Annotated in this window: 20 protein-coding genes and 3 pseudogenes; 14 read left to right on the top strand and 9 right to left on the bottom strand. The window is 70.8% G+C overall.

Going from position 1 to position 26,727, the window contains the following annotated elements; all coding sequences use genetic code 11:
* On the bottom strand, window positions 1-231 hold a 231-nt coding region (locus MED01_RS12335; RefSeq protein WP_238668666.1), incomplete at its 3' end, for a helix-turn-helix domain-containing protein.
* 843 nt (window positions 232-1,074) lie between these two features.
* Between MED01_RS12335 and MED01_RS36450 the strand changes: the two are divergent.
* From MED01_RS36450 to MED01_RS12315, 3 genes and pseudogenes are all read left to right on the top strand, one after another.
* Window positions 1,075-2,129: pseudogene (locus MED01_RS36450) on the top strand (IS110 family RNA-guided transposase).
* Window positions 2,130-2,200: 71 nt separating this feature from the next.
* On the top strand, window positions 2,201-2,845 hold the full coding sequence (locus MED01_RS12320; RefSeq protein WP_238668653.1) for a hypothetical protein: 645 nt from the start codon (window positions 2,201-2,203) through the stop codon (window positions 2,843-2,845).
* Between the two features lie 266 nt (window positions 2,846-3,111).
* Window positions 3,112-3,402 carry a hypothetical protein gene (locus tag MED01_RS12315; protein WP_238668652.1) on the top strand — a complete coding sequence of 97 codons (291 nt, stop codon included), beginning with the start codon at window positions 3,112-3,114 and terminating at the stop codon, window positions 3,400-3,402.
* Window positions 3,403-3,595: 193 nt separating this feature from the next.
* Here MED01_RS12315 and MED01_RS12310 read toward each other — a convergent pair whose 3' ends face one another.
* Window positions 3,596-3,937 carry a hypothetical protein gene (locus tag MED01_RS12310; protein WP_238668651.1) on the bottom strand — a complete coding sequence of 114 codons (342 nt, stop codon included), beginning with the start codon at window positions 3,935-3,937 and terminating at the stop codon, window positions 3,596-3,598.
* Window positions 3,938-4,454: 517 nt separating this feature from the next.
* Between MED01_RS12310 and MED01_RS12305 the strand changes: the two genes are divergently transcribed.
* Complete coding sequence (locus MED01_RS12305) at window positions 4,455-4,613, top strand: hypothetical protein (protein WP_238668650.1); 159 nt, start codon at window positions 4,455-4,457, stop codon at window positions 4,611-4,613.
* Window positions 4,614-4,849: 236 nt separating this feature from the next.
* Here MED01_RS12305 and MED01_RS12300 read toward each other — a convergent pair.
* From MED01_RS12300 to MED01_RS12285, 4 genes and pseudogenes are all read right to left on the bottom strand, one after another.
* A pseudogene (locus MED01_RS12300) lies at window positions 4,850-4,987 on the bottom strand (IS5/IS1182 family transposase); the annotation flags it as partial.
* Window positions 4,988-5,233: 246 nt separating this feature from the next.
* Window positions 5,234-5,677 carry a hypothetical protein gene (locus MED01_RS12295; RefSeq protein WP_238668649.1) on the bottom strand — a complete coding sequence of 148 codons (444 nt, stop codon included), beginning with the start codon at window positions 5,675-5,677 and terminating at the stop codon, window positions 5,234-5,236.
* A gap of 329 nt (window positions 5,678-6,006) precedes the next feature.
* Complete coding sequence (locus MED01_RS12290) at window positions 6,007-6,273, bottom strand: Scr1 family TA system antitoxin-like transcriptional regulator (RefSeq protein WP_274525625.1); 267 nt, start codon at window positions 6,271-6,273, stop codon at window positions 6,007-6,009.
* Window positions 6,274-6,336: 63 nt separating this feature from the next.
* A complete protein-coding gene (locus tag MED01_RS12285; RefSeq protein ID WP_238668647.1) occupies window positions 6,337-6,645 on the bottom strand; it encodes a hypothetical protein in 309 nt (102 codons plus the stop codon).
* A 252-nt stretch (window positions 6,646-6,897) separates the two neighbouring features.
* Here MED01_RS12285 and MED01_RS12280 point away from each other — a divergent pair, with 252 nt between their 5' ends.
* Window positions 6,898-7,536, top strand: coding sequence for a hypothetical protein (locus tag MED01_RS12280; RefSeq protein ID WP_238668646.1), 639 nt, complete (start codon window positions 6,898-6,900; stop codon window positions 7,534-7,536).
* 161 nt (window positions 7,537-7,697) lie between these two features.
* On the opposite strand, the gene MED01_RS36330 is transcribed toward MED01_RS12280, so the two are convergent.
* Entirely contained in the window at window positions 7,698-7,997 is a 300-nt protein-coding gene (locus MED01_RS36330; RefSeq protein WP_372493649.1) for an SMI1/KNR4 family protein, read from the bottom strand.
* Window positions 7,966-8,112, bottom strand: coding sequence for a hypothetical protein (locus MED01_RS12275; protein WP_238668645.1), 147 nt, complete (start codon window positions 8,110-8,112; stop codon window positions 7,966-7,968). The genes MED01_RS36330 and MED01_RS12275 overlap by 32 nt, the downstream gene beginning before the upstream one ends.
* Before the next feature lie 75 nt (window positions 8,113-8,187).
* Between MED01_RS12275 and MED01_RS12270 the strand changes: the two are divergent.
* A pseudogene (locus tag MED01_RS12270) lies at window positions 8,188-8,793 on the top strand (transposase); the annotation flags it as partial.
* A gap of 370 nt (window positions 8,794-9,163) precedes the next feature.
* Here MED01_RS12270 and MED01_RS12265 read toward each other — a convergent pair.
* Window positions 9,164-10,411, bottom strand: coding sequence for an MFS transporter (locus MED01_RS12265; protein ID WP_238668643.1), 1,248 nt, complete (start codon window positions 10,409-10,411; stop codon window positions 9,164-9,166).
* A gap of 437 nt (window positions 10,412-10,848) precedes the next feature.
* Between MED01_RS12265 and MED01_RS12260 the strand changes: the two genes are divergently transcribed.
* The 8 genes from MED01_RS12260 to MED01_RS12225 all read left to right on the top strand — a co-directional run bounded on the left by MED01_RS12260 (window position 10,849) and on the right by MED01_RS12225 (window position 26,608).
* The gene (locus tag MED01_RS12260; RefSeq protein WP_238668642.1) at window positions 10,849-11,601 is read left to right on the top strand and encodes a LuxR C-terminal-related transcriptional regulator; all 753 of its coding nucleotides are present in this window, start codon (window positions 10,849-10,851) and stop codon (window positions 11,599-11,601) included.
* 5 nt (window positions 11,602-11,606) lie between these two features.
* Window positions 11,607-12,446: an aminoglycoside phosphotransferase family protein gene (locus MED01_RS12255; RefSeq protein ID WP_238668641.1), complete on the top strand. Its 840-nt coding sequence runs from the start codon at window positions 11,607-11,609 to the stop codon at window positions 12,444-12,446.
* Between the two features lie 164 nt (window positions 12,447-12,610).
* A complete protein-coding gene (locus tag MED01_RS12250) occupies window positions 12,611-15,838 on the top strand; it encodes a non-ribosomal peptide synthetase (RefSeq protein ID WP_238668640.1) in 3,228 nt (1,075 codons plus the stop codon).
* Complete coding sequence (locus tag MED01_RS12245) at window positions 15,831-18,086, top strand: beta-ketoacyl synthase N-terminal-like domain-containing protein (protein ID WP_238668639.1); 2,256 nt, start codon at window positions 15,831-15,833, stop codon at window positions 18,084-18,086. Before MED01_RS12250 ends, MED01_RS12245 begins: the two co-directional genes overlap by 8 nt.
* A complete protein-coding gene (locus tag MED01_RS12240; protein ID WP_238668638.1) occupies window positions 18,086-18,352 on the top strand; it encodes a phosphopantetheine-binding protein in 267 nt (88 codons plus the stop codon). The genes MED01_RS12245 and MED01_RS12240 overlap by 1 nt, the downstream gene beginning before the upstream one ends.
* Window positions 18,352-21,744, top strand: coding sequence for a non-ribosomal peptide synthetase (locus tag MED01_RS12235; RefSeq protein WP_238668637.1), 3,393 nt, complete (start codon window positions 18,352-18,354; stop codon window positions 21,742-21,744). The genes MED01_RS12240 and MED01_RS12235 overlap by 1 nt, the downstream gene beginning before the upstream one ends.
* Window positions 21,741-24,623, top strand: a complete 2,883-nt coding sequence (locus MED01_RS12230) for a type I polyketide synthase (RefSeq protein ID WP_238668636.1) — start codon at window positions 21,741-21,743, stop codon at window positions 24,621-24,623. The genes MED01_RS12235 and MED01_RS12230 overlap by 4 nt, the downstream gene beginning before the upstream one ends.
* Entirely contained in the window at window positions 24,620-26,608 is a 1,989-nt protein-coding gene (locus MED01_RS12225; RefSeq protein WP_238668635.1) for an amino acid adenylation domain-containing protein, read from the top strand. The genes MED01_RS12230 and MED01_RS12225 overlap by 4 nt, the downstream gene beginning before the upstream one ends.
* Window positions 26,609-26,727: the final 119 nt, after the last annotated feature.

Raw genomic sequence — 26,727 nt, 5'->3', positions numbered from 1 at the left:
GCCACGGCGCAGCTCGCAAATAACCGACTCGACCTCTGCCGAGGTCTGGGCCGGGTGCCCCTGGGGCCGGTGCGAGCGGTCCCGCAATCCGTCCAAGCCCTCCTCGGCATACCAGCGCAACCACCGGTGCACCGCCTGGCGGGAGACGCCGAACCGATCGGCCACCTCCGTCACCGCAAGCCCAGCCTGAACCTCCAACACGGCCCGATACCGCTGTTCTGTCACGCTCATCTCCACCAACACTCGGCGGAGTGTCACGCATCAACTGAAACCAGCGTGTAACGCATCATCCGGAGTCGGACACCGGACTGCCGGCGAAGTGGTTCAAAGTTTCTGTACGTCTTCAAGGCGGCCCTGAACGGGCCGCACGCGCCGCCGCCTGGGCGCGCGTCCGTCGCTCCGCTGACGCTCCGACTCCGACTCCGGCCACGCAACACGCCCGGCGGCTGGGGCGGAAGCGGGAAGCCCAAGGGGCCGCCGCAGAACGACAGGGACGTTGACGGTAGGGGTGATGGACCGGCAGCCGGCCGGGCCGCGCGGTCAGCACCGCGCGGCGTAGGGAGCGCACGCCGGCCGCGTCGGCAAGCTGGCGGCGGTCGCGGGGTTGCTGTTACTGCGCCTCCGGCGGGGGCGCTCCGGCTCCAGGATGGCCAGGGCTGCGTCGGCGGGTCACGGTCCGTGGGTGGTTGCGCGGGCCATCCCGCCAGCCGGCGACCCGGGGCAAGCCGAGCAGACCGCCGCCCGACCCGCCAGCGTTCGACCGTGCGTCAAGGCCGTCTTGACGTGGCGGGCCGGGCGGCGGCCCGCTCCCCGGAGGGCGGGTCGGCGGCAGACAGTGAGGATGGTGGGGTGGGTCGCCGGGCTGGTCTGACTCACCGGCAGACCGACGGTTACTGTCCTCATCCCGATTCGTCGGCTGGCCCGGTGGCCCCGGCAGCTGCATGTCACCGGTCAGGCGTCGTGACCTGATAGGAGCCTGTGCGAGAGGCGCCCACCACTGTGTTGTCCGCATTGCCTGACCGGTGACGTGTCCACGTGTTCTCGACTCGACCGAGAAGGGCGGACCTCACCAGCATGGCAGCCCAAAAGCGATCCCTCATCGGCGGTGTTGACACCCACCGCGACACCCACCACGCCGCCGTCATCGACAGCACCGGCGGGCTCCTGGCCGACGCCGAGTTCCCAGCGACCACCACCGGCTACGCGGACCTGTTGGCCTGGATGCGCTCCTTCGGCCGGGTAACCGCCGTTGGTGTGGAAGGCACCGGCAGCTACGGGGCCGGCCTCGCCCGCTACCTGACCAGCAAAAAGATCATCGTCACGGAGGTAGACCGGCCGGACCGCCGCAGCCGCCGCGCACAGGGCAAGTCCGATCCGATCGACGCGATCGCCGCCGCCCGAGCCACCCTCGCCGGGACCGCCATGGGCACACCGAAGACCCGCACCGGGCCGGTCGAAGCGATCCGTGCCCTGCGGGTCGCCCGCCGAGGAGCGATCAAGGCCCGCACCGCCGCCCTCAACCAGATGCGCGGCCTGGTCACCGCCGCCCCCGAGCCCCTGCGAGCCCACCTGAGCAGAGTCAGCGCCGCCGTGCTGGTCAGCCGATGCGCCGCACTGACCTACGACCCGGCCAGACTCCACGAGCCAGCGCACGCCACCGCCGCAGCCCTGATCGGGCTCGCCCGCCGGTCACCACCCTCACCGAGGAGATCACCGCCCTCGACCGGCAGGTAACACCCATCGTCGCGAAGGCGGCACCCCGCACAATGGCCCTGTTCGGTGTCGGCCCCGACGTCGCCGCCCAACTGCTCACCACCGCCGGCGACAACCCCGACCGGCTGCACTCCGAAGCCGCCCTCGCCCACCTCTGCGGCGCCGCACCCATCCCCGCCAGCTCCGGACGAGTGCGCCGCCACCGCCTCCACCGAGGAGGCGACCGCGGCGCCAACCACGCCCTACACACCATCGCCCTCTGCCGCATGCGCTACGACCAGCGCACACGCGCCTACGTCCACCGCCGCATCACCGAAGGCCTCAGCAAGCAAGAGATCCTCCGCTGCCTCAAGCGCTACATCGTCCGCGACGTCTACACCGCCCTACGCGCCGACTTCGCCGCCCTCACCCCTTGACCTCCATAGGAGCATCGGGATGGCAGGGTCGGGCGCAGGTTGAGTTTGCGTCAAGGCTGGACACTCTCACCATGAACCAGATCTGGCCAGTGCTCCTCGTCGCCGCGCTTGGCGTTATCGGCACCCTCGGGGCCGCTATCTCGACCCAGATGCTTACGACCCGCCGCGAGGACCGTCGATGGGAGTTGGAGCGCAAACGAGACCAGGAGCGCTGGGAGCGAGAGCGGGAGGACCGGGCGGCGCAGTGGCAGCGGGAGGATGAGCTTCGGCATCGCGAGTCTCGCGAAGAGACCTACATGCATTTTATGCAGACGATTTGGAGTTGGGGTCGGAAGGCAGCTCTTATCAGACAGATCCTAGAGGCAGGAGATGGGCACTTATTCACCCTAGAGACCGATGAGCTTTACCAGGCTGGCGTGGATGCCGTAGGCATCTTGGCTGAGCTGGAGCTTTTCGCCTCCACGCCTGTCCGAAATTCCGCCCGTGAATGCTGCGATGTTATGTCGAAGTTTGTCGCCGAAGTGGATGCTTTGCTCCCCATCTCAGAGGAATCGAACGGGCTGGATGTGCCAATTGATACACACGACAGCTATAAGGCTATTGCTAGAAAGGCTGTTGAATTGATGCGCGCTGATCGTGGCCTTGCGTCTCTAGCTCTAACCATTCCATATGCGCTGCCCAATGCTCGACCCAGTTCACCAGCGCCGTTCGGTTAGGCCGGCGATCGGTTCGAGCGTTTGACTGAACGGCTACCTAGGGGCGGCGGAGCGAGCGCGCTGGCCGTCCATGGAGGTTGCCGGAATGGGATTCGGGTGACTATGGGGCACACCGGGGGCACAAGACAGCGTGAAACGTTGGCAACGAGTCATCGACGATGTGAGCCCACAAGCGCGCGTGGCCAGCGCGCCGACCAGGTCGCCGCACGTCAGGGGAGAGGCCGTCTAAGTTCCGCTACAACGTCTGCCTCCCGTAGCATGCGCGCGTGTCTGATGATCGCGTCTTCACCGCAGTGCTCGACACCTTGCTTGAGCGCTTGGCGTTTTTCGAGCTGTGCGACGACGAGACACTTCACCCGGACGTTGCCCTCCAGCAGCTCGAAGATGCGGCGTCCCGCCTAGGTGGGCTGGAGTCTGCCGATCGCGCGCGTCTAGCCGCAGCCATCGCCGCCAGGGCGGAGAGCTTCCAACCGCCATTCCGTCAGTTTGTCGAGGACGCGCCGGAGGCGTTCGGTCTCCTGGACGAGGACGACCCAACCGAGCACCCGATGGCCTGACTGCCGACAGCAGCACAGGGATGCCATCAGGGCTGGAGCGTGCCCGATGCGTGCCCGCTGGACGAGTCAATAAGGTGCAACAACAGGCTGTGCCAGCGGGAGAGGAAGCCGCCGGCAGGAAGGGCGCAGCCCGGCTACCAGGACGACCCCCAGATCTGTCCGCAGGCAAAGGCACCTTCCAAACTGACGGTGCTCACTCAGTCGGATTGCTCTGCTCTGCGTAGCGGAAAGCAAGCCGTCTGATGATGGTCTCGCCCTCGGCTGCTGGTAGCCAGCTGGCATCCGTGTGCGATTCGCTCTCTTCCCACTCGGGGATGTCGGCGGGGTCGTCGCCTCCGATGCCCAGCGACACATCGCTGTGGCGGGCGCGGAAGTAGAAGAGCTCACCGTTCGGCAGAGAGCCTTCCACCTCCACAGGAGCTGCCGCACAGGTCAAATGCGCCTCCCAGCCCTCACTCCCGAGAGTGGCGATGAGCTGGAGCCAGGATCCCACGTGCTCCTGGTGCCACCGCTGGCGCGCAGTCTCCTGATCCATGACGTTCATGGTGCTGCATCGGGACCTGGCTTTGCAGATCGGGGAGCGCGGGCTGAGTGACTAGCTGAGTGACGACCGCGACGGACACACACGGACGCGCGGGGATGATGTCGGACGGTGTTCACAGCTCAGCGCTCGTCCCATGCCAGCTCACGAGATCGTGTTGGTTGCCGGGGGTCAAGGGGTCGTCGGTTCGAATCCGGCCGTCCCGACAGAGAAAAAGCCCTGACCAGCGGAAACGCTGGTCAGGGCTTTAAGTTTGTCTATAAGGTTTTGAACCGCCCCCCGAAAACCCCCCACTTACCGGGGTCGGCAACCAGGTTCGTCATCCCTGCGCATCGTTGCGCAATGCGCGTGTGGGACGTCGCCCAGTTCGCCGATGATGCGGGCGCGTTGCTCGGTGTACTCGCCGTGGCTGATCAACCCCTGCTGGTACACGGCTTTGAGTTGGCGGAGCCTGTCGGCGATCGGGCTGGGCGGTGCAGTTGTCGGGTCGGGATGGGGATGCGCGACAGGCTTGTCGGGATCCGACCCGACAACCGCTCCGGCGACCGGCGCGCTGCCCAGAGAGGTCGTGCTGTTGACGCTGCCGGCGATGCTCCAGGCGGTGGTCCGCGCAGTCGCCCGCGAGGCAGACCGTTACGAGTTTCAGCTCACCGGTGTGGACGCCTTCTGAGGCCACGCTGCCTCGATGGCACGCTCCTGCGGAGGGCCGACGGGATCCATCGCGTCGATGCTTCCCAAGTCGGCGTGGTCACCGTGGTGCCGTTTTGCGGTAGATACACGAGACCTCCGGTGACAGTGAGTATGGTGACGGCACCTTCTGGCCCTGGACGGGCGGGCAGGTTCCGGATCGAGTCGTCGGACACGACGGTGGCGACGTTCACCTACGGGTGGGGCAGCGCGGGAGAGTTCGCCGTTGCGCAGGTGGGCCAGGGCCATCAGCGCCTGCTGCTGTGCGGGCAGCCTGCGCCAGCGCCCACCGAGCGCGCGGCGTCGATCGCGGATCAGCTCGGTCAGGCGGGCTAGGCTGCGTGTGGACAGCGGGATGCTGGCAGGTTAGGTCAGCAACGAAGCTCCTGTGCTGGGCAGTGCGTCTTGGTCGACTGCTGTCCTACCGGGAGATTCGTCCTGTTTGGAGCAGCGACACGCCGCTGAGTGCCTGCTCAGGAGCCCATGATCACGACGAAGTGGCTCAGTGACGTTATCTCACCGTCCACCGATTCGGCCAATTGCGACCTATTAAGCATCGTCGCGCATTTGGAGGGGCCCCCATTGGGGCCCCTCCAAATGCAACTAGAATGCTACTTGGCCGCCGAAAGTGGTGTCCCAGTCCCTGTAGTTGTAGATCTGCACGCGGAACCTGGTCCCATTCAGCACATCGGTGGCGATCACTTTCCACCCGGTGTCCATAAGTACAGTTTTCCAAGAATTACAAGCGCCTGTTGACAACCAGCAAACACGGACCTGCACGTTGCCCTGTTCAGGGTTGGCAAACTTGATGTTGATGTCGGTGCAACGAGAGGTTGTCGTGTAGTAGCTGGAAGCCGAAGGGAGGTATCGATCGCTGGCAGCGCCCATGGTCCGGGTGGGGAATGAGACAGCGCCGCCATAACACGTGGCGGCTGCACTTATTGGCCCACCCATTGGCTCTGCCGAGACCGGCGCCTGACCGACCAGCATGGAAACTGCAATCGCTGCAACCGAGACTCCGGCTGCAAATCGCTTCCTTAGTTTCATTCCAATTCCTCCCCGTTGGCTTCCGTAGTCAGGCCGGCGTCAGCAGTTAAGTATCTGACCCGTGCCAGCCGTGACCGATGCCGTCACTTTATTAAAGATCACCACCGGTGTCAAATACTTAAATACGGCAATAGCGCCCAATTTGCTTAACTGCTAAGCCGCAGTGAACCGGCACTGTCGTGGGATTCCCCGAATCTACAAATTCCGGTTGGAGCAATCTCACTCATGGATATGTCCCCCCGCATCGGGATTCGCTAGGTCGGCCGGCGCTCCCGCCAGCGTTGGGACGGTGCGCTTTAGGTGAAGCCGAGGGGCAACTGGTCGCTCGGTCATGCGGACACCCCTCCAAGGTGGACCTCCGCGCTGATCTTCTCGATCAACCGGCGGGACTGGTCGTGTTCCAGGGCGACCGCGTCGAGGCCAGCCCAGACCTCCTCGTACGCGGCCATCTCCGACTCCCGGTCGAGGTACAGCGCCCCGGTCAGAAACTCGCGGTAGACCACCGGCCGGTCCGGCTCGACCTGGTTGCCGGGTGGGAAGTCGAGCAGCATGAACGGGCCGGCGATGGCGGCCCGGGCTCCGCCAGAAAACGACAGCGCGAATCGTGGCAGATCAGCGCACCTGATCTTGGCGTTCGGCGGTTGGCTAGGACGGGGTTCTCAACTCCAGGAAGGATTGCGGCTCGGCAGCCAAGGCCCGGACAGCGACTCGTACTCCTCACCAGTTTCAACGGTGAGAAGGAAACTAGCTGTGGAACTGGCCACCGTGCCGTGCAAGCCGGCCAGTAGCAACGGGGCAGTCGCCAGGTCCAGCGACAGCGCTGTCGCGAGTCGGACTCGCTGAGCACTAAGCTCCGGCTGGTCTCTGAGCTCGTCGCGCTCCAGGTGCTTCGCAGCGGACTCCATGGTCACCAGATCCCCGCTGCCGGAAAACTTCAGGCAGTCCCACCAGGACGGCAGCCCGATCATGACCTCCGAGGCGTTGGCAAGGCTATGGCCGAAAGGCCGGCCTGCCCTTCGGAGCTGGCATATAGGACCGGACGGATCGAGCGGCGTTCACCGCAGAGGAAGAACGTGCCGCCTGCGCCCTCGACATCCGTTTACCTGCAAGGCCGAGCGTCGGTGCCCACCACACGCCCCTCACCCCATGTGACACCCCGCAGGCGGCAGATCCGGATGCCTCTGGGCAGCTACGAACAGGCTCCTGGGATCATGAGGGGCGTGGCCGGATTCAGTTACAAGACGTCGTGGCTGGCTGTCCGGAACCGGACCCCAGACGAGGTAGCCGATGCCCTTGGTCTACGCGACCGGGAAGTCCTCGACTGGGCCACCGGCACCGACCGGGCCTACCAGCACGGCGTGTACGTGACCGCGCCGGTGCCAGGCTGGACCTTCGCCCACGGCCGGCGGCATATGCCGCCGGATTTCGACGCGACCGACTCGTCCTTTCCCGATTGGCTCAGGGCGCTGAGTCAGCAGCTGGGTGAAGCACAGTTCTTCGCCAACGAACGGGTCCCGGATTATCATGCCTGGGCTCAGGCCCTGGGCGGTGAGCTGCTGCGCGCCTACTGCTTCAATGGCGAGCGAGGCGAGGTGCCTCTGTTCGTCGGTGCCCCGACAGCCGACGAAATCGCGCTGGGCGTCGGCCTCCGCGGTATGGAGCCCGGGTGTGAACACTGGTCCGACGATGAGTGGACAGCCTGGTACGACACGACGCCGTCCGAGTCCGATGTGATGGCGATGGCCGGTCGCTGGAGCGTCGACCCGAGCGCGATCGACGACGCCACCGTGACTGCAACCGGCATCTACGGGCTACCGCAATCAGTCTTCAACACGTCCCACAATGACAATCCGGCTTGAAGACCCTCCGGTCCCCTTGCGCACGCTCGTCGGCACGTACGCGCGTCGCCACTCGCCACGCGGCTGCGATCATGATGCACGGCCTACGGCTCCGGACGTTCACGGTCCCTTGACTGCGAGTGGGCCGCTCTTGAGTCGTACGAGCGCAGTCCATTCGCGGGCTATCGCGGACGAGGGGTCGAGGCCCCGTCTGATCGTGCGCAGAATGGCAGCCACTGCCAATCTTCGGCGCCCGGACAGGCCAGGGGGATCCAGCGGATGAGCAGGTCCTCGAAGGAGGTAACCATGGTCCGGCCGTGGCCTTCACCATCGTCGTGGCTGAGGTAGACGATTCGGCCGTACGCGTCATCGTCCAAGTCCAGCGCTAGGTAGTCGCCGTTGCCGACCTCCATAAACGGCAACTTGTGATGCCAGACCCTGTCGTAGGAGTCACTTGCGCCCCAGTTGGCCCTCTGCCGCATCGACCTCGCCTGGCGAAGCCGGCGAATCGACCACCAGCGGTCGGGTGTCGAAGCCCTGCGCCGCGAGAGAATCCAGGATCTCCGAGAGCCGGCCGACTGCCACCGTCGCGTTCACGAGCGAAGTGTGCCACTGTTCCGGCTGACAGCCAGTGGCAAAGGACGATCACTGCTGGTTGTATCTGTGCAGCTCGCGCTGTGGCGTGATGACGGCACCGACCAGGTGATCCATGATCTGCTGCGCTGCCAGATGCGGGAGACGGCCGGCCGCCCGGAGGATCCGACCGCGGTGGTGCTGGATACCCAGTCGATTTGGGCGGCCAACCACGTTCCAGCCGCCACGACCGGCAAGGACGCCGCGAAGAAGGTCCCTGGCCGTAAACGGGGCCTCGCGGTCGACGCACTCGGGTTGATCATCGCGGTGGTGGTCACGGCGGCGTCGGTCACCGACAACGCGATCGGCATCCGGCTGCTGGACAACGTCCTCGCGCACACCCCGACGGTGACCAAGGCGTGGGTCGGCGCCGGGTTCAAAGACGACGTGCAGATCCACGGCGCCCTCCGGGGTATCGACGTCGAGCAGGTCCTGCGGTCCGACACTACCGCCAGGTTCGTGCCGGTGAAGCGCCGGTGGGTGGTCGAGCAGACCAACGGCACGCTGATGCGGCACCGCCGCCTGGTCCGCGAGTACGAAAGCCGACCCGCCTCGGCGGTGTCCCGCACCTGGTGGGCGTCCACGGCGAACCTGCTGCGTCGGTTGACCGGCACCGCCACCACGTTATGGCGTGACCAACGGTGACCCAGCCGACGCTGCTGGCCCTGCTCACCGAACGCGAAACCGCCGCCGGCCACGCCGTTGAGCGGCTCCGCACCCAGATCGCCTCCCTCGACGAGCAGCTCACCGCAGCCGAGACCGAGGTCGCCGAGCTCGCCATCACCCGCAAGACGCTCCTGAGTCTGGGCGGCCCACTCGACACGACGGCACCCGCTGACCCGACCGTCGCCAACCCCGCCTACCAACAGATCCTCGCCGTATTCCACGCCGGGACCGCGCCGATGCGCGCCAACTGTTCGCCCTGGCCCCGCCGACGACCTCGGCGTAACCCCACCAGCAGGGCCTCCAACGAGCCGCCAAGCCCACATCAGACAGAGGCTCCCGAACCACCCTCTCAGGTCGTGGAGGCCGAGGCCGTCTCGCGGACCAGCATGACAGCGCTGCGGTTGGCGGCCGGAATGATCAGCGCCGATGCGACGAGCGCGGCGACGGCGATGCCCAGCCATCCCCAGAAACCGAAGGCGATGACCAGGCCGGAGAGCGCCGCCGGGCCGATGATGTTCTGTGTGATCACGTGCAGGTCGAATGCCCCCAGGTACTCGCCCTGAGCGTGCTCGGGGGCGAGGCCGAACGCGAGCCCCCAGCCGGAGGCGGCCTGCATCACCTCGGCCACGGAGAGGATCAGCACGGCGGCGACGATCGCCACGGACGCCAGGACCACGTTGTCGTCGAGCGCGGTCACCGCCAGGACCGCGCAGCCGCCGGCCAGCCAGTAGCCGGAGCGCCGGGCGAGCCGACCGGCGCCGTGCACGGTGTCCGCGCCCCGGCTGGCCCGTACCTGGAACAGGATGACGAACCCGGTGTTGACGATCAGCAGCAGAGGAATCAGGAAGTGCGGCAGGTCGGTGCGGTTGAGCGCCCAGAGCGGCATCGTCACCAGGATGATGCTGACGTGCGAGGCGAGGATCGTCGAGACGCCGATCACCGCGAGGAAGCGTGGGTCGCGGACTGCGGCGAAACGCTTGAAGCCCACCGGTGCGGGACGCGGCGGCACGTCGGGCAGGCGGGTGACGAGGAGCGCGGCGCCGGCCATCAACGCGGCAGTGGTGAGGGGGATCAGCACGAGCAGCCGTTGGCTGAGGGCGGCGACGGCCGCAACGCCGATACCGATGCTGAAACCAATGTTGAACACCGACCGCATCATGGCCTTGAGCTTCACCCGCTCCTCGGCGGGCACGAGGTTGCCGATGAGGGCCCCGTTGGTCGGGCCGGTGCCGTACTCGAGGAAGCCGACGGTGACCACCAGCGCGAAGAAGGCGGTCGCGCTGTCGACAAGGCTGTAGAGCCCGAATCCGACCGCCAGCGCGGCGAACAGGATGACGAGCAGGCGGCGGGCGCCCACCCGGTCGGCGATCACACCGAACAGGACCGACGAGAGGAAGGCGGACAGGCCGGCGGCTGACAGGCCCAGGCCCACCTGCCGGGCGTCGAGTCCGACACGCAGCGTGAAGTAGACGACGCTGCCGCTGAGGAAGACTCCCTTGCCGATGGACTCGGCCAGTCGGATCGCGATCAGCTTCCTGCGGAGCGGGTCGGTCGGTACCAGGCCGGCGACAACGTCCGTCACTCGTGACAAGGGCATGGGTCAATCCTGGCGACGGCGGTGTCCGGCGGACAGGGCGACAGGTGTAGCGCGGACGGGACGACGTCCCGGATCGGCCGGGAATTTCTCCCGTGGACTCCCGGGGTCGGCGGCACGTCGACCGCCCGTGAGAGGTCCGCTGTGGACGGCTTCGTCAGGGCCAAGACGGAAAGTCTGGTTCGGTTTTTCGATGCGTCAAAAGGCTGACCGAGCCCGTTCCCGGGATCACTTCTTGTGTTGTTCTGTTGGCCGTGAGTAGATGTTCATCACGACGCGGGGTCGGCGCTACCGCGGCGTTTCCCCGCGCGACTAAGACACCGCGGGCCGTTCGGACGGGGTGAGGTGGATAGATGGTCAGCGTTGGCTCGGTCTCGGAACTGACTCGGAACATGAGGCGGTGTCCGGAGGAAGTCACGGCGGAGTCACAACCCGACGCGGTGACGGTGGTCCTGGCCGACGCTCAGCCGGTGGTGCGCAGGGGCCTGCACGCCCTGCTGTCGCCGTCGGCTGAGGTCGCCGTGACAGGTGAGGCGGCGTCCGCGCGGGAGGCGTTGGCGCTGGCCACCGCCACACGTCCCGACGTGCTCGTTCTCGATGTCGAGCTGCCGGGGTTCCAGGCGGGGGTGACGATCCAGGAGATCAACCGGGTGTCGCCCTCGACAGCGGTGCTGGTCTTCACCGCGGTCGAGGACGAACACGCGATCCTCGCGGCCATGTGGGCGGGCGCCCGGGGCTACGTGCTCAAGAGCTGCCCGGGCGACGGCATCGTCCGGGCGATCCGGGGCCTCGCGACGGGTGAGGTCATCCTCGGCCCCCGGGTGGCCGACAAGCTCATCGGGCAACTGAGCCTGGAGCCCCGCAATCAGCAGCTCTTCCCGGAGCTGACAGTCCGCGAGCGGGAGGTGCTGGAATTGATTGCCTCGGGTATGCGCAACGTGGCGATCGCCGCGAAGCTGAATCTGTCCCCGAAAACGGTCAGCAATCATATTTCCATCATCTTCAGCAAATTGAACGTTTCTGACCGGTACGAGGCGATCGAGGTCGCCCGCCGGGCGCGGTTGGGGCGCCCCGGCCCGCCCGGCTCCCATTCACCAGTGGTGCCTGGTGGCAGCGTTCTGCTGACCGGCAGGCGTGGTGTCGCGGCGCCGGGCGCGGCCGCGTACGCCGGCGCGCGGTCGGCGCGGGGGTGAGCGGGATGAGCCTGGACCTGGACGCGATCGCCAACCGACTGGAGCCACGGTTCGGCCGGGCCGCGCACCGCTGGGTGGGCACGCTGCGCCAGCGGCTCGACGACCTCGTCGAGCAGTGGGAGTTAACTCTCGGTGACCGGCTCAAGTCCGGCAACTCCTCAGTCGTGTTCCGGTGCGTGGGCCCGCTCGGCGACGCGGTGCTCAAGCTGTCCCCGGACAGCTACGCCGTGCGGGAGGAGGTGGACATGCTGCGCCAGTTCGCCTCCAGCGGACGGGTGCCGGCGGTGCGGGAGTCGGCCAAGGGCGCCGTCCTGCTCGAAGCGATCCACCCCGGCACCCTCGTGGAGAAGATGCCGCAGCCGCCCTCACCGCAGGAGTACGCCGCCTTCCTCACCGATCTGCACGGCGCGGGCGACCCGGCTGCCGCTCCCCGTCAACTGGCGGACTGGATCGACGTGCTGTTCAACTCGGCGACGCGCCGGGGCGCCGACCTGAGCGGGTCCAAGCTGCTGCGCGACGACCTGTTCGCGGTGCCCACCGACACCGTGCTGCTGCACGGGGACCTGCACCTCGGCAACGTGCTCAACGGCGGAGGCAGGGGCCTGGTGGCGATCGACCCGATGGCGTGCGCCGGTGACCCCTGCTTCGACGCCGTGGACTACGTGCTGGAGGGTCTGGACCGCGCGGAGATGGTGCGCCGCCGCGACGAACTGGCGAGCGCCGCCGGCATCGACGTGGGCCGGCTCGACGCCTGGTGCCGGGTGACGGCCCCGATCGGCGCCACGTACGTCAGCAATCCCGTGCACTCCGCCGAGCTGGCGGCCTTCGGGCGCGGCGAGTACTGACCGGTCGAGCACCGCCCCGGTCCGACGGCAACCCGCGTGGGGCCGGGGCCGCGCCATGCCGGGGACCCGCGTCGACGTGTCGCCGACGCGACCGGGAGCTTTTCCTGGTGGGGCAGGAGAACGTGCTCTGCCGCGCGGGACGTACCGGGGCGCACGATCGGTGCATGGTTCGTACCGGTCGTGCTTCGTTCGCCCAGGAACGCCTCTATTTCCTCGATCAGCTCCAGCCCGGAAACCCGGCGTACGTGGTGGCCTTCGCGGTGCACCTGCGCGGTGCGCTGCGACCCGAGGCCCTCTGCACGGCCCTGACCCGGGTGGTCGCCCGGCACGACGCGCTGCGCACCACGTTCGCGGTCGTCGACGGTGTCCTCACCCAGCGGGTGTCGTCGACGCCCGCTGTGGACGTCGACATCACCGCCGACGGGTGGGTCGATCGCGCCACCCAGGAGGCCCACCTGCGGACGCTCGTCGCCGAGCAGGCCCGGCAGCCCTTCGACCTCGCCGACGGCCCGGTGGTACGGGCCTTCCTGCGCTCCTGGGGCCCGGACGAGCACGGCCTCGCGGTGCTCGTGCACCACATCGCCTGCGACGGGTGGTCGGTGGGTCTGCTCCTGCGCGACCTGGCCGCTGAGTACGACGCCACTGTCGACGGGTCGGTGGCCGCCTACGACGAGCCGGCCGAGTCCTACCTGGCGTACGCCGAGCGGCAGCACGAGACGTGGCGGCGGGACAGCTCGGGCCTCGACTTCTGGCGTGCGGCGCTGGTCGACGTGCCACAACTGGCGCTGCCCACCGACTTCCCCCGCCCGAGCGTGCTCGGCACGACCGGCGCGGTGCTGCGCCGCCCGGTCGAGCCGGAACTGGTGCGGAGGCTGGGGGAGTGGGGGCGGGCGCGGGGCGTGACGCTGTTCGCGGTGACGCTCGCCGCGTACGCCTCGGTGCTGTCCCGGTACGCGCGCCAGGACGAGGTGGTCGTCGGCGTTCCGGTGGCGAACCGGATGGACGACGCCGAGGAGCGCCTGGTCGGCTGTCTGGTCAACACGCTGCCGATCCGGCTCGACGTGTCCGGCCGGCCGAGCTTCACCGAGCTGGTGGACCGGGCACGACGGACCAGCATGGCGGCCTTCGCCAACCAGGACGTGCCGTTCGAGCAGATCGTGCGGGCCACCGTGGGGGAGCGACAGCTCAGCCACGCGCCACTGTTCCAGACCTCGCTGACGGTGCAGAACTTCCCGTTCGCGTTCCCCGAGTTCGCCGGGGTACGGCTGACCGAGGTCGACGTCGAGATCGACGTCACCAAGTTCGACCTGGGCCTGACCCTCGACGTCTCCACCGACGTGCCGTTCCTGCGCGCCGAGTACAGCACCGAGCTGTTCACGGCGGAGACCGTCGGCACGCTGCTCACGCACTACCTGACGTTCCTGCGGTCGATCGTCGACGAGGAGCAGCGGGAGCCGTCCATGGTGGACGAGGCTGAGCGGGCGCAGCTCACCGAGGGGGTGAACCCGCCGCTCGCGTCGGCGCCGGTCACGCACCCGTCGGTGCTGCGTCGCTTCGCCGACCACGCGGCGGCGACCCCGGACGCGGTGGCCGTACGCCACCGGGACGTCGAGATCACCTACGCCGAGCTGGACCGGTGGGCCGGGCGGATCGCGGCGGGCCTGGCCGACCGCGGTGTCCGCCCCGGTGTCCGGGTGGGGCTGCTGCTCGGCCGTTCACCGGCGGTCGTCGCGGCGATCCTGGGCGTGTGGAAGCTCGGCGGCGTCTACGTGCCGCTGGACCCGGAGTACCCGCGCCAGCGCCTCGAACTGATCGCCGCGAACGCCGGGATGGCGGTGCTCGTGGTGGACCCGGAGACCGCAGAGGCGGCCGCGGCGCTCACCCGCGACAGCGGGACCCCTCTGGCCGACGCGGACACCCTCGACGGAATCTCCGTGCTCGAGGAGACCTTTCCCGGGCCGGACGACCCGGCGTACGTCATCTACACCTCCGGCTCGACCGGCGTACCGAAGGGGGTCCTGGTCGGGCACGGCGGCCTGGACGCGCTGAACAGCCCGACCCCGGCGGGCCTGGACGTCACGGCCGCCGACGTGTGGCTGGCGGCCAGCTCGTTCTCGTTCGACGCGTCGGTGTGGGAGATGTGGGGCGCGCTGACCACCGGCGCCCGGCTGGTCATCGCCGACCGGGTCGACCTGGTGGACCGGGAACGGCTGGCCCGGCTGGTGCGTCGCGAGGCCGTCACCGTGCTGTTCCAGACCCCGGGCGCGCTCTACCGGTTGCTGCCGCCGTACCTGCGGGCCCTCGACCCCGACGAGACCTCCCGCATCCGCTACGTCGTCCTCGGCGGTGAGGCGCTGAGCTGGTCGCGGCTGGCGTCGCTGATCGCGGACGCGCCGGGTCTGCAAACGGTGTTCGTCAACATGTACGGCATCACCGAGGGCACCATCCACGTCACGATCTTCCAGGCGTCGGCCGCCGACGTGCCCCGGGTCCCCGAGGGCGCCATCGGTGTGCCGTTGCCGTCGGCGCGCTGCTACGTCCTCGACGAGGACCTGCGGCCGACCGGCCTCAACGTGCCCGGCGAGCTGTTTTGCGGCGGCGCGCTCGTTGCGCACGGCTACCTGGACAACCCGGAGCTGACCGAGGCGCGGTTCCCGCCCGACCCGTACGGGGGCGGGGTCATGTACCGCACCGGCGACGTGGTGAAGTGGGGTCTCGACGGGAGCATGGTGTATCTCGGCCGCAACGACACGCAGGTGCAGTTGCGCGGCTACCGCGTCGAGCTGGCCGAGGTGGAGGGCGCCCTGCTCACCCACCCCGCGGTGCGGTCGTGCGCCGTGGCCGCCGAGGACGACGAACTCGTCGCGTTCGTGGTCCACGGGATCGGCCCGGACGCCGAGCACGACCTGCGGGCGCGCCTGCGCGAGACACTGCCGGCGTACATGGTGCCGTCGCGGATCCTGACCGTGGCGACCATCCCGCTCACCGCGCACGGCAAGGTGGACCTTCCCCGCCTGCTGGCCGACAGCCGCGCGGCACGGACGGCCAACGCGCGGTCGCGGCCACCGGCCGCAGTGGTCGGCACCGGGTTGGAGGAACGGATCCGGGCCTGCTGGGTCGAGGTGCTGCGGCGGCCCGACGTCGGGCTGTACGACAACTTCTTCGACCTGGGCGGCCACAGTTTCGCGCTGATCGCGCTCCAGCAGCGGATGTCCGAGGAGGGTCTGGACGTCTCGGTGACCGACCTCTTCCGCTGCGGCACGATCGCCGGCTGCGCGGCGGCGCTCCAGCACACCGCGCCCGTCGTCGCGGACCCCAACGCGGCGCAGCGCCGCCAGGGCCGCGCCCTGCTGGCCGACCGGCGGCGCAGCGTGGGAGCCGGCCGTGGCTGAGCTGGACGACAACGCCGCGGTGGCGGTGGTCGGCATGGCCATCCGGGTCCCCGGCGCCGAACGCGACCTGGACCGGTTCTGGCGACACGTCCACGACGGCGTCGACGCCGTCAGCGTCTTCACGCCCGAGCAGCTCGTCGGTTGGGGCGTACCCAAGGATCTGGTGGAACGGTCGGGCTTCGTGCCGGCCCGCGCGGTGCTCACCGACGCGGACCGCTTCGACCACCGGCTGTTCAGCTACTCACCGTCGGACAGCGCCCTGATGGACCCCCAGCAGCGGATTCTGCTGGAGTGCGCCTGGGCGGCCCTGGAGCACGCCGGCCACCCGCCGGTCGCCGCCGACGGCAACCGGGTCGGGGTGTACGTCGGCACCGGACTCAACGTCTACCTGCTGGACAACGTGTGGCCCAACGAGCGCGCGGTCGAGGCGGCCGGTGGCCTGGGCGTGATCATCGGCAGCGACAAGGACTTCGCCGCCACCCGGATCGCCTACAAGCTGAACCTTCAGGGGCCGGCGCTGACAGTGCAGACCGCCTGCTCGACGTCGCTCGTCGCGGTGCACCAGGCGACGCAGGCGCTGCTCACCTACGACGCCGACGTGGCGCTGGCCGGCGCGGCCACCGTCGCCCCGCCGACCCGGCGCGGACACCTGCACGAGCCCGGCGGCATCTTCTCCGCCGACGGTCGCTGCCGCGCCTTCGACGCCGCCGCCGACGGGACGGTACCGGGCGACGGAGCGGGCGTGGTGGTGCTCAAGCGCCTCACCGACGCGCTGCGTGACGGCGACACGGTGCACGCGGTGATCCGTGGCTCCGCGGTCAACAACGACGGCGCCCGCAAGGCCGGCTTCACCGCGCCCGGTCCGACCGGTCAGGCCGCCGTCATCGCGGCGGCGTTGGAGGTGGCCGACGTCGACCCGGACACCGTGGGCCTGGTCGAGACGCACGGCACCGGCACCGCGCTCGGCGATCCGATCGAGGTGGCGGCGCTGCGGCAGGTGTTCGACTCCGCCCGGCCCGACCGGGCGCCCTGCGCGCTGGGCGCCGTCAAGTCGGTCGTCGGACACCTGGACACCGCCGCCGGGGTGGTCGGCATGATCAAGACGGTCCTGGCCCTGACGCACCGGACGATTCCTCCGATCGCCCACCTCCGTACGCCCAACCCGGCGATCCAACTGGACGGCTCGGTGTTCGAGCTGCCGACGACCGCCCGACCCTGGGCGCCTGTCGACGGCGTACGCCGCGCCGGGGTGAGCGCCTTCGGCATCGGCGGCACCAACGCCCACGTAGTGCTGGAGGAGGCCCCGCCAATCGCGGCCCGACCTCGCCGGCACGTCCCGCAGCTCGTCCTGGTCTCCGCGAAGACCGCCGCGGTGGCGCAGGAGAGCCTGGACCGGGTGACCGCGTTCGCGGCGGGAACCGCCCCCGGGGACCTGGCCGACCTCGCGTACACACTGCGGACCGGCCGCGCCGAGCTGCCCTGGCGGGCCGCCGTCCTGACCGGCGTGACCGACGGGGTCGCCCGGCTGCGAAAGGTCGACGCGACGGCTCGGGCGCGCGGGGTGGCGCTGCACCTCACCGGGGCCGGTGCGGTGACCGGCAACCGACCCAACTACGACGCCGACCCGGTGTACCGGCGGACCGTCGACGAGGGCGTCGCGCTGCTGCGTGGCCACGACCTGGACGATTCGGTCCGGGAACGCGGCGACCGGCTGCTGGCCTGCGTCGGCCTGACCCGGTCGCTGCGCAGCCGGGGCGTCACCCCGCGCGCCCTGGCCGGCGACGGCGTCGGCGCGCTGGCCGCCGCCGTCGTGGCCGGGGTGATGTCGCTCGCGGACGCGCTGGCGCTGCTGCGCCACACCGACGACCCCGGGGTACGCCTGCACCCCGCCGCTCTGCCCCTGCTCATCGACGGGCGCCCCGACGACAGCGCCTTCTGGCGGGCCGCCGCCCTTCGTCCCCCGACGTCGACGCCGCCCCCCGACGCGCCCGACCCGGTGCTCTGGATCGAGGTCGGCACCACCGTCACCCCGCACCTGGACGCCGACCAGCCGGCACTTCCCGCCAACCGGCACGCCCGCCTGCTGGCGACCGTCGGCGCGCTGTGGCAGCTGGGTCTCACCGACGCCTGGGATCCCGTGCACGACACCGGCCGCCGCCGGCTGCCCGCCCCCACCTACCCCTTCGCGGCCACCCGGCACTACCTGGACGCACCCGGAGCCGACCCGACCACAGAGAGGCGACACTGATGCGCGACGTACACGACCGGACCTGGGTGGCCGAGTTCGAGGAGCTGTGGATGGAGGTGCTCGGCGTCGACACCGTCGACGACGACGACGACTTCTTCGACCTCGGCGGCCATTCGCTCAGCGCGCTGCGGCTGAGCACCCTGATCCGCCAGGAACTCAACCTCGCGGTGATGTTCGGCCACGTGCTGGAGAACCCCCGCTTCGCCGACCTGCGCAAGGTCGCGAGCGAGGTGCCGCTGGAGCGGACCCCGGCGGAGACCGCCTGATGCTCGCCCCCGACCTCGCCGCCTGGGCGCCGCTCGCCGCACGGGTGCTCGGCGGCACCCCCGAACAGGTGAGCGCGGTGGCCGCCACCGAGTCGTTCGTCGCCCTGGGCGGCACCTCGCTCCAGGCCATCGCCCTCGTCGCGCTGGGCCAACGCGAGCTGCGGGCGGACGTGGACAGCGCCCGCCTGCTGTCGGCGCTGCCACTGGCCCAGGCCCTCGCCGGCGCCGTGGACTTCGTCGACACCGCGCCACCCGTCGTCGCGCGGCGGCCGGCAGAGCGGGAGCTGCTGCCGGGTCAGCGGTCCATGCTGGCCGCGCACCTGCTGGACCAGGACGCGCCGTACCACCTGATGTTCACGGTGGAGGCGGACGGGCCCCTCGACCCGGCCCGGGTCCGGTGGGCGCTGCGCGAGCTGGCCACCCGACACGAGGCGCTGCGAACACGCTTCGTGCGCGACCCCCGCCAGGCCCGGATCGTGCTGCCCGCGCCCTACGAGCCGCGCCTGCTGCACCAGACGCTGCCCGACGACGACGCGGTACGCGCCGTGCACGACCTGTACGGCCCGGCCGCCGCCCGTCTGCTGCGCCCCTTCGCGCAGCCACCCGTGGTGTTCGTCCTGACCCGAACCGGCCGGCGCGACCTGCTCACCATGCTGGTGCACCACACGGTCAGCGACGGCTGGAGCGTCGGACTGTTCGCGCGGGAGTTCGCCGAGTTCTACGCCGGGGACGGCCCGGCCGAGGCGGCCCCGTCGCCGGACTGGGTCGGCACCCGGCTCGCCGCGCAGGAGTCGTCCGGCGCGCTGGAGTCCGCCCTGACCCGGGTCACCGCGCGGCTGGACGGGGCACCGTGGACGGTGACGCTCCCCACCGACCTGCCGCCGGTCGCCGAGGCCGACGGGCGGGGCGCCCGACTGCGCTTCCACCTGGACGAGACGGCGGCGGAGGCGACGACCGGGTTGGCCCGGGAGTGCGGGGTGACCGTCACGTCGGTGGCCCTGGCAGCCTGGGCGTTGACAGTGTCCCGCCGCGCCGGTCTGGACGACCTGGTGCTCGGGGTGCCGGCGGCAGGCCGGTTCGAGGCGGGCATGGATCGCCTGGTGGGCCTCTGCACCCGGGTCGTCCCGGTCCGCTGCGCGGCGACCGACGACAGCACCGTCCGGGAGTTCGTCCGCGGGATCGCCGACGCCCTGGCCGCGGCGGTCGCCGACGCCGACGTGCCGTTCGAGACTGTCGTCTCCGCGCTGGGCGCCGGCACCGACCCGGGACGGAACCCCCTGGCCCAGCTCGGCTTCGCCGCCCACCACGAGCTGGTGCCCGACGAGCTGGTGGTGGGCGACCGTACCTGGCGGGTGCACGAGAGCCACTGCGGCGGCGCGGTGTTCGACGCCCTGCTCTACCTCCAGTCGTGGTCGGATCGCCCCCGGTTCGCGCTGGAATACGCGACAGCCCTGCTGACCGCCGCCGACGCCGGGGAACTGGTCGAGTCGTTCCAGGCGACGGTGCGGGAGTTGACCGCCGACCCGGACGCGAGGGTGCGGGACGTCACCACGCTCTCGGCGGGTCAGCGCGCCCGGTTGCGCGAGCTGGGCTCGGGCGGGACGTACGACACCGCCGACGACGTGTGGCACCGGTTCGCGGCGTACGCGGAGTCGGCGGGCGAGCGGTTCGCGCTCGTCGACGCGCACACCGGGCTGACGCTCACCTACCGGGACCTGCACGACGCCGCGGTCGAGCAGTCCCGTCTCCTGCACGGCCACGGGGTGCGTGCCGGCGACGCGGTTCTCCTGGAGGTGCCCCGCTCGGCCGCCGAGGCGGTTGCGGTGCTGGGCGTGCTGCGACTCGGCGCGCACTACGTGGCCGTGGACCAGCACGCAACCGCCGAGTGGCGTACCCATCTGGCGGCGACCGTCGCGGCGCGGGCCCGCCTCGGTGTGGGCGAGTCCTGGCCGGGAGTCGTCGACTGCCCGCTCGTCGATCCGCGGACGCCCGTCGGGGCAGACCCGGTCGAGGCGGCGCCGACCGACCCGGCGCGCACCGCGTACGTCTCCTTCACATCCGGTTCGACGGGCGTGCCCAAGGGCGTCGTCGTGCCGCACCGGGCGGTGCTGCGACTGGCCGACGACCCGGGGATGTTCGCCGAGCGGCCGGGTATGCGGATACTGCGGCTGTCCCCGCTGGCGTTCGACGCGTCCACCCTGGAGCTGCTGGTGCCCCTGGCCACCGGTGACACGGTGGTGGTCTTCCCGCCGGAGGACCCGACGCCACGCGGGCTGGCCGACGTCCTGAGCACCGCCGGGGTCACCCACGCCTGGCTCACCTCGGGCGTGTTCCACCTGGTCGCCGACCACCGTCCGGACGCGTTCGCCGGGTTGCGGCAGCTGTTCACCGGCGGGGGAGTGGTGTCACCGCCGCACGTGCGCCAGGTGTTGCGGGCCTGCCGGGGCCTGCGCCTGACCAACGGGTACGGCCCCACCGAGAACACCACCTTCACCACCACGTACTCCGTCGAGCACGCCGACGCGACGCCCGACCCGCTGCCGATCGGTGCTCCGGTGCACGGCACCGACCTGTCCGTCGTCGACGCGTCGGGTCGTCTCGTCCCACCGGGCGCCGTCGGCGAACTGCTGGCCGGCGGCACCGGTCTGGCCGACGGGTACCTGGGCGACCCGACGAGGACGGAAGCCTCCTTCGTGCGCCACGACGGGGAACGCCGTTACCGCACCGGGGACCTGGTGCGCTGGGGCACCGACGGCCAACTGCGCTTCCTGGGCCGCAACGACCGCCAGGTGAAGATCGCCGGACACCGGGTGGAGCCGGTCGACGTCGAGCGCCGGTTGCGGGCGCAGCCGGGCGTCCGCGACGCCGTGGTCTTCCCCACCGGTGACCCGGCGAGCGGGGTACGCCTCTGCGCGGCGCTCAAACCCGACCCGGACGGCGTCGACGTGGCCGCCGTGCGCCGCGCGGTGGAGCCCGACCTCGCCCCGTACGCCCGGCCGCAGCAGTGGGTGACGGTGGCGGAGTTCCCGCTGGACCGCAACGGCAAGGTCGACCTACGGGCGCTGGGAGCGCTGGCCCAACCGGCCGCGCCGCCGGAGACCTCGGCCGCGCCGGCCCGGGTTCCCGCCCAGCGCTCGGCGTCGCTGGCCGAGTTCGAGGAGCTGGTGACGGGCGCCTGGGTGGAGGCGCTGGGCACCGACGACTTCGACGTCGACGAGGCGTTCTTCGACGTCGGCGGTGAGTCGCTGCGCCTGGCGATCGTGCGCCGGCTGCTCCAGGAGCGGCTGGCCGGCCGGACCATCCCGCTCACCGACCTCTACCGCTTCCCGACCGTCCAGACCCTGGCCCGGCATCTGCACGCACAGACCGAGAGAGCAGGCGCACCCTCATGAACGACGACATCGCGATCGTCGGCCTGGCCGGTCGGTTCCCCGGCGCCGTCGACGTCTGGGAGTACTGGTCGAACCTGGTCGCCGGGAAGACCACTGTCAGTGCGCTGACCCGAGGTGAACTCCTGGCCGCCGGGGTGCCCGCCGACCGGCTCGACGACCCGGCGTACGTGCCGGCGCGCGGCGTCCTGGCCGACCCGGACCTGTTCGACGCGGCCTTCTTCGGCATCACTCCGAGGGAGGCGCAGACGATGGACCCGCAGCACCGGCTGCTGATGCAGACGGCGTGGGCCGCGCTGGAGTCGGCGGGGCTCGCCACCGAGCGGCCGTTTGGTCGGGTCGGCGTCTTCGCCGGGGCCGGGTTCAACTACTACGCGCTGCACCACGTGTTCGCCCAGCCCGACGTCGTCGAGTCGCAGGGGCTGCTGTCGGTCGTGCTGGGCAACGAGAAGGACCACCTGGCCGCGAAGATCGCGTACCGGCTGGACCTGGGCGGACCCGCCATCACCGTGCAGACCGCCTGCTCGACGTCGCTGGTGGCGGTGCACCTGGCCTGCCAGAGCCTGCGCGGCGGCGACTCGGACGTGGCGCTCGCCGGTGGCGCCTGCGTGGCCGTGCCGCAGCAGGCCGGGTACCTCTACGAGACGAAGGGCATCATGTCGCCGGACGGCACGTGCCGGCCCTTCGACGCCGCGGCCGACGGCACCGTGCCCGGCAACGGGGTCGCCCTGGTGGTGCTCAAACGCGTCGCGGACGCCCGCCGGGACGGGGACACCGTGTACGCGGTGATCAAGGGGTCGGCGGTGAACAACGACGGTGGGATGAAGGTCGGCTACACCGCGCCGGGCATCGCCGGGCAGGTCGACGTGCTGACACGCGCGTACGCCTCCGCCGCCGTCGACCCGGCGACAGTGGGCTACCTCGAGGCGCACGGCACCGCGACCGAGGTCGGCGACGCCATCGAGCTGGCCGCGCTGACCGAGGTGTTCCGTCGCGGCGAGCGACAGTGCTCGATCGGCTCGGTCAAGGCCAATGTCGGGCACCTCGACGCCGCCGCCGGTGTCGCCGGTCTCATCAAGGCAGCGCTGGCCCTGTACTTCCGGCAGATCCCGCCGCTTGCCGGCCTGAAGCAGGCCCGGCCCGAGCTGCTGGACGGGTCGACGCCGTTCACTGTGGACACCGTCGCCCGCCCCTGGGAGGCCGCCGGTGGTCCGCGCCGCGCGGCGGTCAGCGCCTTCGGTCTGGGTGGCACCAACGCGCACGTGGTGCTGGAGGAGGCCGACGGCCCGATCCCGCCGGAGCCATCGGCCGCCGACGGCCCCGCCGAGCTGATCGTGCTGTCCGCGCGGACCCCGGAGGCGGTCCGCGAGGCCGCCGATCAGGTGCACGAGTACGTCCGGCAGCGCCCCGACCTGTCCCTGCGGGACGTCGCGGTGACGGCGCAGACGTACCGCCGGCACTTCCCGCACCGGTTGGCGGTGGCCGCGCGGGACGTCCCGGCGGCGCTCGCCGGGCTGCGCCGGGCGCGGGTGCGCGCGGCGGCCCGCCGACCCCGGGTGGTGTTCCTGTTCCCCGGGCAGGGCGCCGAGTTTCCCGCCATGGCGCGGGGCCTCTACGACCACTACCCGTCGGTGCGGGCCGACCTCGACCACGGGGCGGAGCTGCTGGCCCCGGTCCTCGGGCTGGACCTGCGGGACGTTCTCGTCGACGACGACCCGCACGGTGTCGTACACCGTACGGACGTCACCCAGCCGGCCCTGGCGCTGTACGAGGTGGCGCTCGGCCGGCTGCTGCTGTCGTGGGGCGTCCGTCCGGCGGCGATGATCGGCCACTCGGTTGGTGAGTTCCCGGCCGCCGCGCTCGCCGGTGAGCTGGCCGACGACGACATGCTGCGTCTGGTCGCCAGCCGGGGCCGGCTCATGCAGGACGCCCCGGAGGGTCACCTGCTGGTCGTGCTGGCCGGGCCGCGCACCGTGGAGGAACACCTCGCGGGCCTGGACGCCCTCGACATCGCCGCCCGCAACGCGCCGGAGGTCACCGTCGTGGCCGGACCGCCGGCCCCGCTCGCCGCGTTCCGCGAACGCCTGGACGCGGCCGGCGTGCCCTGTCGGGCGCTGCCCGCGCAGCGCGCCTTCCACACCCGGATGATGACCGACGCGGCCCGGCTGCTCGGAGTCGAGGCCGACCGGGTGCCCCACCGACCCCGGACCATCCCGGTGGTCAGCAGCGTCGACGGCGCGCTGCTCGACGCCGGCCGGGCGCGTGCCGAGGGCTACTGGGCGGCACAGTTGCGCAGCCCGGTGCGCTACCACGACGCCCTGCTGACCGCGCTGGAGCTACCCGACCCCGTGCTCGTCGAGGTCGGTCCCGGCACCGCGCTGACCAGCATGGCCCGGCAGACACCGCAGGGACGGGGGGTGCCCGGGTTCGCCATACAGCCGCGACCGACGACGCGGGCCGACGCCGCCGACGTCCTCGCCGGGCTAGGTGGACTGTGGACGGCCGGGGTGACGGTGGACTGGCCGGCGGTGCGCGGCGACACCCCGGCGCGACGGGTGGCGCTGCCCACGTACCCGTTCGCCCGTACCCGCCACTGGCTGGAGGCGACACCGCCACCGGCCCCGGACACCGCCGAACCGTCGCCGCCTCCCGCGGCTACCGGGGAGAGCACGGTGGTGGGCGAGATCGTGGAGCTGTGGGGCCGGTTGCTCGGCTCGCCCGACATCGGGCCGGACACCGACTTCTTCACCGTCGGCGGTGAGTCCCTGCTGTTCATCCGCATGGTCAACCAGGTGCAGCGCCGCTTCGCCGTCCGCATCCCGATGGAGAAACTGTCCGCGCGACCCACGCCGCGCGTCCTGGCCGAGCTGGTGACCGCATGACCGACCCCACCGACCTGGCACACGCGGCAGCGGTGGCGGCCGTGCTCGCCCACCGCCTCTCCGGCGCGACGTCGGTAACGGTGCGCGGCCCGCACGGCGACCACACGCTGCGCGTGCACCCGGACACCACACCGACAGAGGTACGCGCGCAGACGCGGACACCGTCACCCGAGCTGTCCCCGGTGGACGTGGTGCTGGTGACACCCGGCCCACCGGGCGGGGCGGCGGGAACGGTGGGCCCGGTGCCGGTCTGGCTCGCCGGCGACCACTGTCATCCCACCCATCTCCAGGAACGACTGGACACCCTGAGCGGATGGCTCACCGCCCATCCCGACCGCCCGGTGCGCGAGGCGGTGCTCGTCGGTCCCCGGGAGCGGGCCACGCTGCTCGGCTTCAACCCCGCGCCGACCCCGGCCCCCCGGACACCCGTGCACGAGGCGATCTGCCGGCAGGCGGAGCGCACCCCGGACGCCGTCGCGCTGCGCGGCGGGGGACGCGACCGCAGCTACCGGGACCTGCTCGACGAGGCAGCGGCGCTGGCCGGGCGACTGCGCGCCGAGGGCGTGGGCCCCGGCTCGGTCGTCGCCCTGTGCACCGAGCGGAGCCCGGAGATGGTCGTCGCGGTGCTCGGTGTCCTGCTGGCCGGAGCGGCGTACCTGCCACTGGACCCGTCCCACCCGAGGGTCCGGCTGGACCTGATGCTCACCACCGCCGACGCCGCGCTGGCGCTCGCCGACGACGAGGGACGGGCAGCGCTCGGCACCGGCGGAGCCCCGGCCGTTCCGGTGCGACCACTGGCCGGCGCCGACCTGCCCGCCCTGCCCGTCGACTGGCGTGGCTACCGCGCGCCGGAGGAGGTGGTGGACGGGCTGTCGTACGTCATCTTCACCTCCGGGTCGACCGGGGCGCCGAAGGGTGTGCAGATGACCCATCTGTCGCTGGCGAACCGGCTGGCGTGGATGCAGGAGGAGTACCGCATCGGGCCCGGCGACGTGGTGCTGCAGAAGACGCCGTACACCTTCGACGTGTCGGTGTGGGAACTGCTCTGGGCCTTCCTGGCCGGCGCGACGCTGGTCACGGCCGAAGCCCAGGCGCACCGCGACCCGCAGGAGATGGCCGCCGTCATCGCGCGCGAGGCGGTGACCACAGTGCACTTCGTGCCGTCGATGCTCGCCCTGTTCGTCGAGGAGCCCGGGGTCGCCGCGTGCGCAGCCCTGCGCCGGGTGATCTGTAGCGGGGAGGCCCTGCCGCCGAAGCTCGTCAACAAGCTCACCGCCACCCTGCCGACGGTGCGGGTGGACAACCTGTACGGCCCCACCGAGGCCGCCATCGACGTCACCGCCTGGCCGTGCCGCCGACCCGAACCGGACCCCACCGTCCCGATCGGCAGGCCGATCACCAACGTCACGGCATACGTGCTGGACGACGACGGTGCGCTGGCCCCGCTGGGCGTACCCGGGGAACTGGTGGTCGGCGGCGACTGCCTGGCCCGGGGGTACGCCGGACGGCCCGACCTGACCGCCGAACGGTTCGGCACCGTGCAAGTCGCCGGGCGTCCCCAGCGGGTTTACCGCACCGGCGACCTGGCCTGGTGGTCACCACAGGGGTACCTGAACTACGGCGGGCGCATCGACACGCAGGTGAAGATCCGTGGGCAGCGGGTGGAACTCGGCGAGATCGAGTCGGTGCTGAACAGTCACCCGCTCGTCGCGAACAGCGTGGTGCTGCTCCGCGACGACCTGGGTGCGGCCCCGACCCTGGTGGCGTACGTGGTGACCGAGCGGCACGCCGACGCGGGCGACGTGAGCGAGGCGGCGCTGCGGGCGTTCCTGGCCGAGCAGCTTCCCGACCACATGGTGCCGCTGCGCCACGTGGTGCTGCCCGAGTTGCCCGCCACCGCCAACGGCAAGGTCGACCGCAGGGCTCTGCCCGCCCCGCCGGCCCGGATCCGCCGGCCGGTACGGGTCGGGTCACCCTCGGCATAGGGCGTCGGGAGCGGAGGAGTCCGCAACGGGTCCGAGGGATTTGGCGACGCGCTGCTCCACGGCCTGTGCGACCTGGACCGCGGGTCCGGTTTTGGATCGTGGCCGGCGTGTGCGTGGCC

Source organism: Micromonospora alfalfae (genome assembly GCF_022230925.1).
Lineage (GTDB): Bacteria > Actinomycetota > Actinomycetes > Mycobacteriales > Micromonosporaceae > Micromonospora > Micromonospora alfalfae.
Note: the sequence above shows the minus strand (reverse complement) of the source record. Positions and strands in the feature narration are given on the sequence as shown.